Source organism: Streptomyces sp. NRRL F-2664, from assembly GCF_000719345.1.
Lineage (GTDB): Bacteria > Actinomycetota > Actinomycetes > Streptomycetales > Streptomycetaceae > Streptomyces.
This window is the reverse complement of the sequence record NZ_JOFX01000007.1, coordinates 114,513-128,217: the sequence shown is the minus strand read 5'-3', so window position 1 is coordinate 128,217 and position 13,705 is coordinate 114,513. Positions and strand designations below refer to the sequence as shown.

The following is a 13,705-nucleotide window of genomic DNA, read 5'->3' as shown; positions in this document are numbered from 1 at the left end:
GGTGATCAGTCCACCGTCACGTAGTCGGGACCGGAGTAACGGCCGGTGCTCAGCTTCTGGCGCTGCATCAGCAGGTCGTTGAGCAGGCTGGAGGCGCCGAAGCGGAACCAGGTGTTGCTCAGCCAGTCCTCGCCCACGGTCTCGTTGACCAGGACCAGGAACTTGATGGCGTCCTTGGTGGTGCGGATGCCGCCGGCCGGCTTCACGCCGATCTGGATTCCAGTCTGCGCCTTGAAGTCGCGGACGGCTTCGAGCATGAGCAGGGTGTTGGCGGGGGTGGCGTTGACGCCCACCTTGCCGGTCGACGTCTTGATGAAGTCGGCACCCGCGAGCATGCCGATCCAGGAGGCGCGGCGGATGTTGTCGTAGGTCGACAGCTCGCCGGTCTCGAAGATGACCTTCAGACGGGCCGCGCTGCCGTCGGGGCGGGCGCAGGCCTCCTTGACGGCCTTGATCAGCTCGTACGTTTCCAGGTAGCGGCCGGCGAGGAAGGCGCCACGGTCGATGACCATGTCGATCTCGTCGGCGCCGGCGGCGACGGCGTCACGGGTGTCGGCGAGCTTGACGGGCAGCGCGGCGCGGCCGGCCGGGAAGGCGGTGGCGACGGAGGCGACCTTGACGTCGGCGCCGTTCAGCGCCGCCTTGGCGGTGGCCACCATGTCGGGGTAGACGCAGACGGCGGCCGTCATCGGGGTCGTCCGGTCGGTCGGATCGGGGTTGACGGCCTTGGCGGAGAGCGCCCGGACCTTGCCCGGGGTGTCCGCGCCTTCCAGCGTCGTCAGGTCGATCATCGAGATGGCCAGGTCGATGGCGTACGCCTTGGCCGTCGTCTTGATCGAACGGGTGCCGAGGGAGGCCGCGCGGGCCTCCAGACCGACAGCGTCGACGCCGGGCAGCCCGTGCAGGAAGCGGCGCAGCGCACTGTCGGACGTCGTCACGTCAGCGAATGCGGTGAGGGTGGTGGGCATGGTCACCACATGAGCATATCTACGCGCGTAGCGACCTGTCACCCCCCTCTCCCGGTTCCGGCCGTTCCGCTACGAAATCGACACCTGCCGCCCGGTGCCCCCGTCGGCCTCCCGCGTACGCCGACCTCGTGGGCCGGACGGGCGTGGGGCAGAATCGACCCCATGAGCAGCCAGCAGCCGACCGATGAGCCGGTCTACGCGGACCGGGTCTACCGCTCCTCCATGGGCGTCGTCTCGGGGGTACTGCTGCTCGCGCTGACGGCGTGGCTCTGCGGGGACGCGGTGGTGCGCGGCTCGGGCAACACCCCGTGGATCGCGCTGGCGGTGGCGCTGTGCGTCGTGCCGCTGGTCGTGGCGTTCACGATCCGCCCGGCGGTCTTCGCCAACGACGACCGGATGCGGGTGCGCAACCCGTTCCGGATCATCGAGCTGCCGTGGGCCGCCGTGGACGCCGTGCGGTCCGGGTACTCGGCGGAGGTGCTGGCCGAGGGTGCGAAGTACCAGCTGTGGTCGGTGCCCGTCTCGCTGCGCGAGCGGAAGAAGGCCAACCGGCAGCGCCTGCGCCACGAGGGCCTCAGGGACCGGGAGCAGCGGTCCTCCGGGCGCTCCCCGGGCGAGAAGGCCCGCGTCCCGGCCGAACCGATGCGGGCCAGTGCGGACCGGATCGTCGACGAGCTCCAGAGGATGGCCGAGCGCGGTGCGGAGCGGCCCGGCGCGCAGGGCAGCGTGCGCGTGCAGTGGTCGTACGAGATCATCGCGCCCGCGGTCGCCGGCGCGGTGCTGCTGATCGTCCTGCTCGCCACCCGCTGAGCGGTGCGGCGGAGCGCGGACGGCGAGGTGCCCGTGGCCACACCCGAGAGCGGAACCGGGGCTGCCGGGTGGCGCGTCCTCGCAGGTGTGCAGCGTCTTGAGGCCGACGGCAGTCCCGCCGGCGCCACCGCGATCCCCCTCCGTCTGCGACTCCTGGCCGGGGTCCTGCTCGCCGCCCATCTCCTGGTCGTCGGCTGGCTGACCCTGAGCCCCCTGGACGTCCCCTGGGCGGCCGCCGGCAATCTGACCCCGCTGGAGGGGATCCGGGCCGATCTCGCCCTCGGGCCGCTGGAGGCCGCGCGGCGGATCGGGGAGGGGCTCGCGCTGCTGGCTCCGCTGGGGGTGCTGGTGCCGCTGGTCAGCGGGCGGCTGCGGCTGTCGCGGCTGGCCGCGTGGTCCTCCCTGGTGCGGACGTCCGCGGCGGGTGCGCTGGTGTCGCTCAGCATCGAGATGCTGCAGAGCGGGGTCCCGGGCCGGGTCGTCGACGTGGACTCCGTGCTGCTCAACACCCTCGGGGTGCTGGTCGCGCACGCCGCCGTCGTACCGGCGCTGCGAGCGCGGCTGCGCCGCTCACGCGCCGTTCATCAGGGGGACACCCCGAGGATTTCCAGGGTCGGGCTCGGCCCCTGGACCGACGTCCTGTCGGCGGTCCAGCGGGAGTATTGAGGCATCGAAAGCGGTCCCGACGAAGGAGAACCCCATGAGCGCCCTGGTCCGCCCCCGTGACAGCCGTTGGATCGGCGGAGTCTGCGCCGGACTCGCGCGGCGTTTCGGAATCAACGCGAACACGATGCGGGCGATCTTCGCCGTGTCGTGCCTGCTGCCCGGCCCGCAGTTCCTGGTCTACATCGCTCTGTGGGTCCTGCTGCCGAACGAGAAGTCCGCCTCGGCCGCCTGGTGACGGGTCCGCTCAGCCGGCCTTCCCGATCTTCTCCAACTGCTTGTCGGTCACTTCCTGCGGCACCTGGGTCTTCTGCTGGGCCGCCGCCACGTTGAGCGCCATGAGCCGCACGACCGTGGCTCCTTCACGGACGACGACCAGGTGGACCTGCGCGGAGACGCCCTGGGCGGCTGCGGTCGTGGTCCAGCTGACGCTCTCGTCGCCGCTCGTGCGGTAGTCGACGGCCCGTACGTCGCGGTAGCTGCCGGTCTGCCGGTCGACCGTGGCGGCGAAGCCCGTGCCGCAGGCGGCGACGGCGGCCTTGAGCCGGGCGATCAGGGCCTTGGCGTCGCTCTCGGAGTAGGAGCTGACGGAGGCGGAGACCGCGAGGCCCATCTGCTTCTGGGATCCGATGCCCCGGTTGACGGTCTCGCGGGCGGCGGGGTCCGGCTTGTCGCCCATGATGTCGGCCAGCGGCTGGCAGGCCTTCTTGTCGGCCTGCGGCTGCCCGTCGGGGGCGTTCGGGTTCTTGCCCTGGGCGGAGATCTGGTAGCCGGGCAGGTCGCCCTGGGCCAGCGCGGACCGCTCCAGCCTGGTGCCGCCGGTCTTCGCCGGGGACGGTCCGGACGGGTCCGGGGACGCCGCGGGGGCGCCGGCCGCGCCGGCGGCGGTGCCCTCGGAGCCCTTCGGGTCGGGGGACCGGCCCGTCGCGGGGGTGTCCGTACTGCTGCACCCGACCGCCGCGATCAGCAGGGCCGGGACCAGCGCGACCAGAGTCGCTCGTGCCTTCATGCGCATGACCGAGAACCTCATACCCCGTGCGTCGGCGGGCAGTTGGTGGTGATCGTGGCACACCGCGCGGCGGCACACACACCTCGTCGAAGAGACGTGCGGCCGCCGCGCGTGCGTTCGTACGTGTCGCGTCGACGTCAGCCGTTGAGGGCGCCGGTGACCGGGCCCAGCAGCCCGGTGACGGCGGCGGTGGGGTCGCTCGGCTGTCCCTCTTCGGTCTTCATCTGCTGCTGGCTGGTGACGCCCTCCAGCGCACCGGTGGCGGTGCCCAGCGCATCGGTGATGCCGATGGCGGGAACGGCGGCGGATGCGGTACCGGCGGCGACGGCGGCGAGAGCGGCACCGACGGCGGCGGCACCGAGGAACTTGGCAGCTGACTGCTTCATGAAAGGTATTCCTTGCGACGGGGAATTGAGCGGCTCCGCAAACTAGTCACTTCAAACCCCCGCCCGCAAACATCCTTTTATACGAGAAAGCGCCCGGGATTTGTCGCTCCCGGGCGCTCTCCGTACGTCATGCCATGGCCTACGGCGAGACGGAACCGCTGGTGGAAGCGGTCTGGCGGAACAGCCACTCCGACTTCAGCTCGGCATAGCCCGGCTTGATCACCTCGTTGATCATGGCCAGTCGTTCATCGAAAGGAATGAACGCGGACTTCATCGCATTGACGGTGAACCACTGCATGTCGTCGAGGGTGTAGCCGAAGGTCTCCACCAGGTGCTCGAACTCGCGGCTCATGCTGGTGCCGCTCATCAGGCGGTTGTCGGTGTTGACCGTGAGCCTGAAGTGCAGCTTCCGCAGCAGACCGATGGGGTGCTCGGCGTACGAGGCCGCCGCGGCCGTCTGCAGGTTCGAGGTCGGGCACATCTCCAGGGGGATGCGCTTGTCGCGGACGTAGCTGGCCAGGCGGCCCAGCTTGACCGAGCCGTCCTCGGCGACCTCGATGTCGTCGATGATCTTCACGCCGTGGCCCAGGCGGTCGGCGCCGCACCACTGCAGGGCCTGCCAGATCGACGGCAGGCCGAAGGCCTCGCCCGCGTGGATCGTGAAGTGGTTGTTCTCGCGCTTGAGGTACTCGAAGGCGTCCAGGTGGCGGGTGGGGGGGAACCCGGCCTCGGCGCCGGCGATGTCGAAGCCGACCACGCCGTTGTCGCGGTAGCGGTTGGCCAGCTCCGCGATCTCCAGCGCGCGGGCCGCGTGGCGCATCGCGGTCAGCAGGGCGCCGACGCGGATGCGGTGGCCGTTGGCCCTGGCGCGGCGCTCGCCCTCGCGGAAGCCGTCGTTCACGGCCTCGACGACCTCTTCGAGGGTCAGGCCGGCCTCCAGGTGCTGCTCGGGGGCGTAGCGGATCTCGGCGTACACGACGCCGTCCTCGGCCAGGTCCTCGGCGCACTCGGCGGCGACACGGAAGAGGGCCGCCTTCGTCTGCATGACCGCGCAGGTGTGGGCGAACGTCTCCAGGTAGCGCGGGAGGGAGCCGGAGTCGGCTGCCTCGCGGAACCAGATGCCGAGCTTGTCGGCGTCGGTCTCGGGGAGGTTCTCGTAGCCGACCTCGCGGGCCAGCTCGATGATGGTCCCGGGACGCAGTCCACCGTCGAGGTGATCGTGCAGGAGCACCTTCGGGGAACGACGGATCTGATCCGGGGTCGGCAGGTTGGGGGTCTCGCTCGTCATCTGCGCACTCTACTCCTACGCGCGTAGAGCGTCGTGTCCCCGGCGGCCGTCGATATGTAACAGAGACCGCGCGGACGGATGGCGTACACCCGGAGGTCTGAGACTGTTCCGCCATGGCACAGCATGCGCCGCCGGCGCGCGGGGCCCGCCTGGGGCGGGCGGCCGGCGCGAGAACCGGCTCGGGTCCGACGGAAAGCCCGGTCAACGGGGTGGTGCTCCTGCTTCCCGGGGCGTCCAGACTCACCCCCGGCCCACTGCGCCCGCTCGCCCGGGCGCTGGCGCGGGCGGGCGGCGGGGACGGCCTGGTCACGCACGCCGTCGTCCACGGGGGGCGGTCCCCGCGGGAGGAGCAGGCGCGGTGGGCGGCGGACGAGGCGGTGCGGCGGTACGGGGACGTGCCGGTGTGCCTGGCCGGCTACGACGCGGGGGGCCTGGCGGCGCTGCGCGCGGCGGGGCACGCGGCCGTCAACTCGGTCCTCGCCCTCGCCCCTTGTCTGGGGGACGGGGCGTCCGACGGCTCCCCTGAACCGGTGAAACACCTCTCGGGCCGGCAGGTGCTGATCGTGCACGGCACCAACGACGCGCGCAGTGACCCGGAGGGCTCCTTCCGGCTGGCGGAGCGGGCGAAGAAGGCCAACCGCTCGACGTGCCGGTTCGAGGTGCACTCGGACGGTCACGGGCTGCGCGAGCACCAGGCCGAAGTGGTCGCGCTGGGCGTGGACTTCGTCCTGGGCGCGGTCTTCTCCGGCCGGTACTCGCGCCCCGTGACCGACGCCCTGGCGGCGCCGCCGCCGCTGGGCCTGCGGATGCCGCTGGCCTCGGGTTTCGGCAGGTCCCTGCGGGGCTGAGGGCCGGGGGCCGGGGCGGGCGGCGAGGCGTACCGTGGGAAGTGGACTCGGGGTGCCCGCTCTCCCCCGGAGGCGATCCGCCATGGCAGCGATGGACCGCAAGAACTTCGACGAGCCGGACGAGACCAGGCCGTTCGTCGGCGGCATGGGCAGGCTGGACCTCGTGGACACGGGCCACGGGGCCGTGGGGCGGGCCGTCTTCGAGCCGGGCTGGAAGTGGTCGGAGCACATCAAGCCGCTGGCCGGGACGGACAGCTGCCGGGCCGACCACACCGGCTATGTGGTGAGCGGCCGGATGAAGGTCGTCATGGACGACGGCCAGAGCGCCGAGTTCGGCCCCGGCGACTACATGCGCGTCCACCCCGGGCACGATGCCTGGGTGGTCGGTGACGAGCCCTGCGTGGCGCTGGACTGGACCGGCTTCGCCGACTACGCCAAGCCGTCCGGCTGACGCCCAGGGCCCGGCGCCCGCGCGGGCCCGCCGCACCCCTTCCCGGCCGGCCCGGACGGACCGGCGCGTCCTCGCGCTGCGGGCGGCCGGTGGCGGCGTACGGGGCGGGGACCATGCACCGGACGGGACGCGCAGGGCCCCTCTCAATACGGCCCGCGGCTGCTTTCGTAGTAGGCGCGCAGCCATGGTTCACGGGCGGCGGGCAGGCGCACCAGCGTCCCGGTGAAGGCGACGGGGTTCGGCCGGAAGCGGTACCCGGGAAGGGGCGGGAGCGGATAGTCGTCGCGCAGGACGCCCTTGGGCAGGGTGCCGGTCACCGGTACGGGGGAGGTCTCCCCGGGCCGCGCGAGGTGCGCCCAGACCCCCGCGTCCAGCGGAACGACCGCCGCCGTTGCGGACGGGGGCCGCCACGGCTCCCCGGTCACCGGGTGGCGCGGCACGAGCAGGATGGGGGCGGCGGGCCGGGCAACGGCGACGCCCGGTCCGGCGAGGCCCACGGCGAGGGCCGCGGAGCCGGCCGGGGACCCGGCAGGGAGGAAGGCTTTGGCGGTGTCGCCCAGCAGCTCGGCCAGGGGTCCGGGCAGCGCCACCGGGCGGCCCCCGCAGGCCACCACCAGGTGGGCCAGGGCCACCGCGACGGCGGCCTGCCAGCGGCGGTTCCAGGAGCCGTCGGGTTCGACGGGCGCCACGGCGCACTGCGCCAGGTCGAGCTCGTCCCATCCCGGGACCGGGACGGCGGGCAGGCCCGAGGGCACGCGCCGTACCGCGTCGGGCTCCAGCCACACCGCCTGCCACAGCCCGCAGTCGTCCATCCGGGTCGCGACGGCTCTCCCGCAGGCCGTACAGGCGAGGTTGGGGCCGTCCCGGCCGTCGACGCCCATGCAGTAGCCCTCGCACTTCCCGGGGATGAAGGCCATGCCCCGGGAGTCCCCGGGCGAGACGACGATCCGGTCCCGTGAGCCGAACGACACGGAGTACACCGGCGCGTGGATCCCCTGCCGGGCCGCCAGTTCCTCCCCCACCTGGTCCCAGGGATGCCAGGGCGGCCCGGTCGGCAGGGGGTCCACGGCGTACGTCCCCGGCTCCATCAACGGGGGGTGCAGCTGCTCCCACGCGCCGTAGTGGGTGTGGTCGGGGAGGGCGACCCGGGTCACGGGCGCCGTCAGTTCCGCGCCGCAACCGGCGCACGCGAACACGTCCACACACGTTCCTCTCCACCCGGCGACTTCGGAATTGTCCGGTCCGGGCCGGGGCGGGGCCAGCGGTTTTCCGGCGGGGGCGGCGGGTCAGGGCCCCGGGGGTTCCAGCTCGGGGATGAGGCGGCCGCGGCGGGAGAGGAGGAAGCGCTTGAACTCGGCGACCGGCGGGGTGTCGGGGTGGCCGTCGAGCCAGGCGACGCCGATCTCCCGGACGGCGCGCGGGGCGGTGACGTTCAGCTCGACCACCCCGGGGCGGGCCACCGCGGGGGGCGGCAGCAGGGCCACCCCGAGGCCGGCGGCGACCAGGCCGCGCAGGGTTTCCGCCTCCTCGCCCTCGAAGGCGACGCGCGGGGTGAAGCCGGCCTCCGCGCACAGGTCGTCGGTGATGCGGCGCAGGCCGTAACCGGCCTCCAGGGTGACGAAGGTTTCCTCCGCGGCCTCGGCGAGGCGGATGCGCTTGCGCCCGGCGAGGCGGTGGTCGTCGGGGACGACCAGCCGCAGCCGCTGCTCGTCGAGGCGGCGGGCGACGAGGTCGGGGGCGTCCGGGAGCGGCGAGGTGAGGCAGAGGTCGAGTTCGCCTGCGCGCAGCTTCTCCAGCATGGCCTCGCCGTAGTTCTGGACGAGGGAGAAGCGCACGCGCGGGTGGTCGGTGCGGAAGGCACGGATGAGGCCGGGTACGGTCTCGGGGCCGAGGGTGTGGAGGAAGCCGAAGGCGACCTTGCCGTAGGCCGGGTCGGCGTCCTGCTGGACGGACTCGGCGGCCCGGGCGATGCCGTCCAGGGCCTGTTCGGCGGAGGCCAGGAAGGTGCGGCCCGCCGTGGTGAGGGCGACGGTGCGGCCCTTGCGGGCGAACAGCGTGACGCCCAGGTCGTGTTCCAGGCGGACCATGGCCCGCGACAGCGTGGACTGCGGTACGCCCAGCTCCTGGGCGGCGCGGGTGACGTGCTCGTGCCGCGCGACGGCGGCGAAATACGCCAGCCTGGGCGCCAGCAGGCGTGTCACCGACATGTCTTCTACGTAACGGTTCGTCGACATCCGCCATCCTGACCTGGACTGATGCAGCAATGGATCGATTATCGCGATTCTGTGCATTGGACGCATGAAAAGCACCGGCCTACCGTCGATGGCATGCCTCCCGTTCATACCGGGGCACCCGTCGTCCCGGGTGCCTCCACCGCGTCGTCCCCCGCACCGGAACCCCACTCCCCCGGCCGCCCCGGCTACCGCCGGATGAGCCTCGCGCTCTTCGCCGCCGGACTGGCCACCTTCGCCCTTCTCTACTCCACCCAGGCGCTGCTGCCGGCGATCTCCGAGGACCTCGGGGTGACGGCGGGGCGGGCCAGCTGGACGGTGTCCGCGGCCACGGGCGCGCTCGCGCTGTTCGTCCTGCCGCTGAGCGCCCTGTCCGAGCGGTTCGGCCGCACCCGGACGATGACCTGGTCGATGGCGGTCGCCGTCGGCGTGGCGCTTCTCGTCCCCTTCGCGCCGAACCTGGAGTGGCTGGTGGTGCTGCGCGCCGTGCAGGGTGCGGCGATCGCCGGCATCCCCGCCTCGGCGATGGCGTACCTGGCGGAGGAGGTCCGGCCCAAGGCCCTGGTGGCGGCGATCGGGCTGTTCGTCGCGGGTAACTCCATCGGCGGCATGAGCGGCCGGCTCGTCACCGGCTGGGCGGCGCAGCTGGGCGGCTGGCGGGCCGGACTGGCCGCCGTCGCCGTGATGGCGCTGGTCTGCGCGGTGACCTTCCTGGTGCTGCTGCCGCGGGCGCGGTTCTTCCGGCCGGCGTCGCTGGACCCGCGCGCGATGGGCCGTACCGTCGCCGGCCATCTGCGCGACCCGCTGCTGCTGCGGCTGTACGGGATCGGCGCACTGTTCATGACGGTCTTCGGCGCGGTCTACACGGTGATCGGCTACCGGCTGGTGGACGAGCCGTTCTCGCTCGGCCAGGGCGTGATCGGGTCGATCTTCCTGATCTACCTGGTCGGTACGGTGTCCTCGGCCGCCGCCGGCACGCTCGTGGGCCGTTGCGGGCGGCGCGGGGCGCTGTACCTGGCCGTGACGACGACGGCGCTGGGTCTGCTGCTGTCGCTGTCGGACTCCCTGGTGACGGTCGTCCTGGGGCTGGTCCTGATCACCGCGGGCTTCTTCGCCGGGCACGCGGTGGCCTCGGCGGCGGTCAGCCGGACCGCGAGGACGGGCCGGGCACAGGCCTCCGCGCTCTACCAGTCGGCGTACTACCTCGGTTCCAGCGCGGGCGGCACCCTCGGTGCCCTCGCCTACCACGGGGCGGGCTGGGCCGGCACGGTCGCCCTCGCCCTGCTCGCGGTGCTGGGCGTCGTGTCGATCACCCTGTACGGCACGCACGCGGCCCGCGCGCAGCGGCGCGTACCGGCTTCCGCGGCCGGCGCGCGCTGACGGGACTTCGCTCCAGTCCGAGGCAACCCCTGCTGGTTTTCCGGGCATTGAACACGGAGAACGCAGTGCGGTGAGCAGGGGAGGACCGGATGGGGACGCGAAGGGCACGCGGGCGCGGGGGCCGGCGCGCGGCGGTGTGGGGCGGGGCGGCGGCGCTGGCGGTGCCGCTGGTGGTGGTCGCGGGAGGCGGTACGGCAGAGGCCGCCTCCTGCACCCTGTCCAGCGGGCCGTACCAGCGCCAGGTGGAAGGGTTCCTGGGACGGCCCGTGGACGGACGGCAGTCGGCGGCCGACTGCACAGCCGTCCGGGCGTTCCAGAAGGTCCACGGCATCAGCCCGTCCCAGGGCTACGCGGGGCCGCTGACGTGGCAGGTGATGAGCACGATGCTGGCCCAGCGGGCGGCGGGCAGCACCCCGAACCGGGCCGGTGACTGCCCGGTGGACCGGGGGCGCATCGCCTGCGTGGACCTGACGAGGCAGCTCAGCTGGATCCAGGACGGCCCCGTCCTGACGTACGGCCCCGTACCGGTCCGCACCGGCAAGGACGGCACGGAGACCCGGACCGGCGCGAAGAGGATCTACCACCGCAGCATCGACCACTGGTCGACGATCTACCAGGTGTCGATGCCGTACGCGCAGTTCTTCGACGGCGGCATCGCCTTCCACTCGACCGCCAAGAGCATGTGGAACCCGCCCGGGTCGGGCGGCTGCGTGAACATGCGCCCCGCCGACGCCAAGGCGTACTGGAAGCTGCTCGGCAAGGGCGAGGACGTCTACGTGTACGGGCGCAAGCCCGGCACGTAGCCTCAGGCCCCGGTGGCCCCGGTGGCCGCGGGCAGGCGGGCCGCGGCCGTCAGTTGGTCCAACCGCCGCAGGCTGGCGCGCCGTTGGAAGAGCGACAGGCCCGCCACGGCCGTCCCGAGGGCCAGCCAGCCCGCCGGGCCTGCGGCCATCACCGCGCCCGTCAGCAGCAGCGGTCCGGCGGACTTCTGGACGGACTGGGCCATGCCGGCCACGCCGAGGTACGAGGCGCGCGCCTCCGGGGGCGCGAGGGAGACGGCGAGCTCCCAGGAGCTCACCGAGCGCATCAGCTCGGCCGCGGTGGCCAGCACCGCCGCGGCGAGCAGGGCGGCGGAGGCGGCCCAGGCTCCGCCGCCGGCCGCGGAGGCGAGGAGGACGCAGCACAGGAGGGTGGTCAGCCCGTAGAACGCGACCGCCCCGGCCGCCCGGCGCGGATCGCGGACCGCGGCCGACACGCGCAGTTGGAGGACGACGACGAGCACGGTGTTGATGACCAGGAAGGCGGGGATCAGCTCGTGCGGGGCGCTGGTGCGGCTCACCAGCCAGAGCGGGATGCCGATGCCCAGGATCGAGTCGTCGAGGTTCATCGGGATGTCCAGCAGGACGAACCGGAGGTAGCCGCGGTCCCGCCAGGGGCTGCGCCCTCCGGCGGCGGCCGCGGGCTGCGGTGCGGCGTCGGGAGCGGAGGCGGGGGCGGGGGCCGGTGCGGGTGCGGCCACGAGCCCGCGGCCGTGGGGCTCCCGCGTGCGCCACACCAGGGCGGCGGCCACGAGGAACGACAGCGCGTCGGCCAGGATGAGCACGTGGTAGGCGCCGCGGGTGCCGACGGCGAGGCCGATGGCGGCCAGGCCGGCGCCGAGTGCGTAGCCGGCGTTCGCCGAACTGCGCGACAGCGCCTGGTAGGTGGCGCGCCGCTTGCCCGCGACCCGGGTGGCGAAGAGCATCTCCAGGGTCTTGGCCGCACGGTCTCCCAGGTGGGTGACGGCCACGACGGGCAGCAGGAGCGCGAAGTCGGTGACCAGGAGCAGCAGGCCCAGGGTGACCAGGCGCAGCAGGTGGGCGCCGATGAGCAGGGAGCGGACGGGGAAGCGGTCGGCGAGGTGGCCCGCCAGGGGGGATCCGGCGATGCCCGCCACGCCGGACGCCCCCAGCAGCAGCCCCACCTGCCCGGCGTCGAGGCCGATGACGAAGGTGAAGTAGAGGACGCAGGCCGCGGCCCACACCCCGGTGCCTGCGCGGTCCAGCGCCTGCGCGAGCAGCATGATCCGCGCGTCGCGGCCGCCGGGCGGGCGGCGCAGCTGGGCCAGCAGGCCCGGCTCCCGTTCGCCCCGCCGCCGTGCCTTCCGGATCTCCCTGCCGCGCCGCATCCCTGGCCTCCCCGTCGACCGTCCAGGTATCTCGATGTCGAGATACAGAAGGGAGCCTGCACCAGATAAATCTCGACGTCAAGATACTTGATATCGACAGATCCGGGCGGCTCCGTGCTTCCGGCTGCCGTTGTCGGACCCCTCGGGTAGGTTCCGAAGAAGCCACGAACGTTCAGGGGGACGTACCGACATGAGCGACCTCGCCACCACCGACGGCGACCTCGACGCGGCGATGGACCGGTACCGCGTCGAGCTCACCGGCTACTGCTACCGGATGCTCGGTTCCGCCTTCGACGCCGAGGACGCGGTGCAGGACACCTACCTCCGCGCCTGGCGCAGCTACGACAAGTTCGAGGGCCGCTCCTCGCTGCGGTCGTGGCTCTACCGGATCGCCACCAACGTCTGCCTGGACCTGCTGAACGCCGGGAACAAGCGGGCCCGGCCGATGGACCTGACCGCGCCGCAGCACCAGGCCTCCGCCGTGCTCAACCAGCGGCCCGAGGTGACCTGGCTGGAGCCGATCCCCGACGGCCGGGTGCTGCCGCAGACCGCGGACCCGGCGGAGGCGGCTCTCGCGAAGGAGTCCGTCCGGCTCGCCTTCGTCGCCGCCCTCCAGCACCTGCCGGCCAAACAGCGCGCGGTCCTCATCCTGCGCGAGGTACTGGCCTGGAAGGCGGACGAGGTCGCGCACCTGCTGGACACCACGGTGGCATCGGTCAACAGCGCCCTGCAGCGGGCACGGGCCACGCTCGCCGGGCAGCGGATGCGCGAGAGCGAGCCGGCCGACCCGCTGGACGCGGAGCAGACCACATTGCTCAAGCAGTACCTGGCGGCCTTCGAGTCCTACGACATCTCGCGTCTGACGACGCTGCTGCACGAGGACGCGGTCCTGTCGATGCCGCCGTACGACCTGTGGCTGCAGGGCCCGGCGGACATCGCGGCGTGGCACCTCGACCAGGGCATCGGCTGCAAGGGCTCCCGCCTGATCCCGACGACGGCGAACGGCATGCCGGCCTTCGGCCAGTACCGCCCGCGCGAGGACGGCAGGCCGGGGCACACCCCCTGGGCGCTCCAGGTGCTGGAGGTCTCACAGGGCCGGATCGTCGGCCTCAACGCCTTCCTCGACACGGCCCGCTGGTTCCCGCTCTTCGGGCTGCCCGAGCAGCTCGACGAGTCCCACGAGATGCAGCAGGGCGCGTAGGGCGGGCCCGGCACCGGTCACCCGCAGCGGCCGGCCCCGCGCGGTCAGCCGCAGCCGGGCCAGCACCTCCACGGCGCCCAGGCCCGGCGCGGTGACGGCCCGCGCGTCGCACTCCACCGCGCGGGCCCCGTCCTCGTACAGGCGGGCCAGACGGGCGCACAGCGCGGCGGCGTCGTGGGCGGTCGGGGCGGGTCCGGGCAGCACGAGTCGGGTGGTCTCCACGAGGGGATGACTCCCCGACCCGCCGGAACTCATCGCCGCCCGGCGCAGCGAACCGCTCCCGGGCGGGACCCTGCCGCGGCT

General features: G+C 73.1%; 16 protein-coding genes. 8 read left to right on the top strand and 8 right to left on the bottom strand.

Annotation, left to right across the window (positions count from 1 at the left end):
• Window positions 1-5 precede the first annotated feature (5 nt).
• A complete protein-coding gene (gene deoC, locus IF89_RS0110370; RefSeq protein WP_030851201.1) occupies window positions 6-968 on the bottom strand; it encodes a deoxyribose-phosphate aldolase in 963 nt (320 codons plus the stop codon).
• A 162-nt stretch (window positions 969-1,130) separates the two neighbouring features.
• On the opposite strand from deoC, the gene IF89_RS0110365 reads away from it, so the two are divergent.
• The 3 genes from IF89_RS0110365 to IF89_RS0110355 all read left to right on the top strand — a co-directional run bounded on the left by IF89_RS0110365 (window position 1,131) and on the right by IF89_RS0110355 (window position 2,679).
• Window positions 1,131-1,778 carry a PH domain-containing protein gene (locus IF89_RS0110365; protein WP_030764410.1) on the top strand — a complete coding sequence of 216 codons (648 nt, stop codon included), beginning with the start codon at window positions 1,131-1,133 and terminating at the stop codon, window positions 1,776-1,778.
• 87 nt (window positions 1,779-1,865) lie between these two features.
• Window positions 1,866-2,444: a VanZ family protein gene (locus IF89_RS0110360; protein ID WP_030764407.1), complete on the top strand. Its 579-nt coding sequence runs from the start codon at window positions 1,866-1,868 to the stop codon at window positions 2,442-2,444.
• 34 nt (window positions 2,445-2,478) lie between these two features.
• Window positions 2,479-2,679 carry a PspC domain-containing protein gene (locus IF89_RS0110355; RefSeq protein ID WP_030764405.1) on the top strand — a complete coding sequence of 67 codons (201 nt, stop codon included), beginning with the start codon at window positions 2,479-2,481 and terminating at the stop codon, window positions 2,677-2,679.
• A 9-nt stretch (window positions 2,680-2,688) separates the two neighbouring features.
• Here IF89_RS0110355 and IF89_RS0110350 read toward each other — a convergent pair whose 3' ends face one another.
• The 3 genes from IF89_RS0110350 to IF89_RS0110340 all read right to left on the bottom strand — a co-directional run bounded on the left by IF89_RS0110350 (window position 2,689) and on the right by IF89_RS0110340 (window position 5,124).
• On the bottom strand, window positions 2,689-3,450 hold the full coding sequence (locus IF89_RS0110350) for a hypothetical protein (protein WP_234327716.1): 762 nt from the start codon (window positions 3,448-3,450) through the stop codon (window positions 2,689-2,691).
• A gap of 137 nt (window positions 3,451-3,587) precedes the next feature.
• A complete protein-coding gene (locus IF89_RS0110345; protein WP_030764401.1) occupies window positions 3,588-3,836 on the bottom strand; it encodes a hypothetical protein in 249 nt (82 codons plus the stop codon).
• A 139-nt stretch (window positions 3,837-3,975) separates the two neighbouring features.
• On the bottom strand, window positions 3,976-5,124 hold the full coding sequence (locus IF89_RS0110340; protein ID WP_030764399.1) for an adenosine deaminase: 1,149 nt from the start codon (window positions 5,122-5,124) through the stop codon (window positions 3,976-3,978).
• Window positions 5,125-5,237: 113 nt separating this feature from the next.
• Here IF89_RS0110340 and IF89_RS0110335 point away from each other — a divergent pair, with 113 nt between their 5' ends.
• Window positions 5,238-5,972 carry an alpha/beta hydrolase gene (locus tag IF89_RS0110335; protein ID WP_078628205.1) on the top strand — a complete coding sequence of 245 codons (735 nt, stop codon included), beginning with the start codon at window positions 5,238-5,240 and terminating at the stop codon, window positions 5,970-5,972.
• Between the two features lie 82 nt (window positions 5,973-6,054).
• Complete coding sequence (locus IF89_RS0110330; protein ID WP_030764395.1) at window positions 6,055-6,423, top strand: cupin domain-containing protein; 369 nt, start codon at window positions 6,055-6,057, stop codon at window positions 6,421-6,423.
• A 143-nt stretch (window positions 6,424-6,566) separates the two neighbouring features.
• On the opposite strand, the gene IF89_RS0110325 is transcribed toward IF89_RS0110330, so the two are convergent.
• Both IF89_RS0110325 and IF89_RS0110320 read right to left on the bottom strand, forming a co-directional pair.
• Entirely contained in the window at window positions 6,567-7,625 is a 1,059-nt protein-coding gene (locus tag IF89_RS0110325; protein ID WP_030764393.1) for a hypothetical protein, read from the bottom strand.
• Window positions 7,626-7,709: 84 nt separating this feature from the next.
• Entirely contained in the window at window positions 7,710-8,657 is a 948-nt protein-coding gene (locus IF89_RS0110320) for a LysR family transcriptional regulator (protein WP_051806942.1), read from the bottom strand.
• 93 nt (window positions 8,658-8,750) lie between these two features.
• Between IF89_RS0110320 and IF89_RS0110315 the strand changes: the two genes are divergently transcribed.
• The gene (locus IF89_RS0110315; RefSeq protein ID WP_030764385.1) at window positions 8,751-10,034 is read left to right on the top strand and encodes an MFS transporter; all 1,284 of its coding nucleotides are present in this window, start codon (window positions 8,751-8,753) and stop codon (window positions 10,032-10,034) included.
• Window positions 10,035-10,123: 89 nt separating this feature from the next.
• The gene (locus IF89_RS0110310; protein ID WP_030764384.1) at window positions 10,124-10,837 is read left to right on the top strand and encodes a L,D-transpeptidase family protein; all 714 of its coding nucleotides are present in this window, start codon (window positions 10,124-10,126) and stop codon (window positions 10,835-10,837) included.
• A gap of 2 nt (window positions 10,838-10,839) precedes the next feature.
• On the opposite strand, the gene IF89_RS0110305 is transcribed toward IF89_RS0110310, so the two are convergent.
• On the bottom strand, window positions 10,840-12,201 hold the full coding sequence (locus IF89_RS0110305; protein WP_107047242.1) for an MFS transporter: 1,362 nt from the start codon (window positions 12,199-12,201) through the stop codon (window positions 10,840-10,842).
• Window positions 12,202-12,391: 190 nt separating this feature from the next.
• Between IF89_RS0110305 and IF89_RS0110300 the strand changes: the two genes are divergently transcribed.
• The gene (locus IF89_RS0110300) at window positions 12,392-13,402 is read left to right on the top strand and encodes a sigma-70 family RNA polymerase sigma factor (protein ID WP_030764380.1); all 1,011 of its coding nucleotides are present in this window, start codon (window positions 12,392-12,394) and stop codon (window positions 13,400-13,402) included.
• On the opposite strand, the gene IF89_RS41935 is transcribed toward IF89_RS0110300, so the two are convergent.
• Window positions 13,289-13,624, bottom strand: a complete 336-nt coding sequence (locus IF89_RS41935) for an STAS domain-containing protein (RefSeq protein WP_030764379.1) — start codon at window positions 13,622-13,624, stop codon at window positions 13,289-13,291. The genes IF89_RS0110300 and IF89_RS41935 overlap by 114 nt on opposite strands.
• Window positions 13,625-13,705 lie beyond the last annotated feature (81 nt).

What these genes read in the sequence shown, in the direction of transcription:
- deoC (WP_030851201.1), bottom strand. Translation starts at nt 968, where the DNA reads ATGCCCACCACCCTCACCGCATTCGCTGACGTGACGACGTCCGACAGT.
- IF89_RS0110365 (WP_030764410.1), top strand. Translation starts at nt 1,131, where the DNA reads ATGAGCAGCCAGCAGCCGACCGATGAGCCGGTCTACGCGGACCGGGTC.
- IF89_RS0110355 (WP_030764405.1), top strand. Translation starts at nt 2,479, where the DNA reads ATGAGCGCCCTGGTCCGCCCCCGTGACAGCCGTTGGATCGGCGGAGTC.
- IF89_RS0110350 (WP_234327716.1), bottom strand. Translation starts at nt 3,450, where the DNA reads ATGAAGGCACGAGCGACTCTGGTCGCGCTGGTCCCGGCCCTGCTGATC.
- IF89_RS0110345 (WP_030764401.1), bottom strand. Translation starts at nt 3,836, where the DNA reads ATGAAGCAGTCAGCTGCCAAGTTCCTCGGTGCCGCCGCCGTCGGTGCC.
- IF89_RS0110340 (WP_030764399.1), bottom strand. Translation starts at nt 5,124, where the DNA reads ATGACGAGCGAGACCCCCAACCTGCCGACCCCGGATCAGATCCGTCGT.
- IF89_RS0110335 (WP_078628205.1), top strand. Translation starts at nt 5,238, where the DNA reads ATGGCACAGCATGCGCCGCCGGCGCGCGGGGCCCGCCTGGGGCGGGCG.
- IF89_RS0110330 (WP_030764395.1), top strand. Translation starts at nt 6,055, where the DNA reads ATGGCAGCGATGGACCGCAAGAACTTCGACGAGCCGGACGAGACCAGG.
- IF89_RS0110320 (WP_051806942.1), bottom strand. Translation starts at nt 8,657, where the DNA reads ATGTCGACGAACCGTTACGTAGAAGACATGTCGGTGACACGCCTGCTG.
- IF89_RS0110315 (WP_030764385.1), top strand. Translation starts at nt 8,751, where the DNA reads ATGCCTCCCGTTCATACCGGGGCACCCGTCGTCCCGGGTGCCTCCACC.
- IF89_RS0110310 (WP_030764384.1), top strand. Translation starts at nt 10,124, where the DNA reads ATGGGGACGCGAAGGGCACGCGGGCGCGGGGGCCGGCGCGCGGCGGTG.
- IF89_RS0110305 (WP_107047242.1), bottom strand. Translation starts at nt 12,201, where the DNA reads ATGCGGCGCGGCAGGGAGATCCGGAAGGCACGGCGGCGGGGCGAACGG.
- IF89_RS0110300 (WP_030764380.1), top strand. Translation starts at nt 12,392, where the DNA reads ATGAGCGACCTCGCCACCACCGACGGCGACCTCGACGCGGCGATGGAC.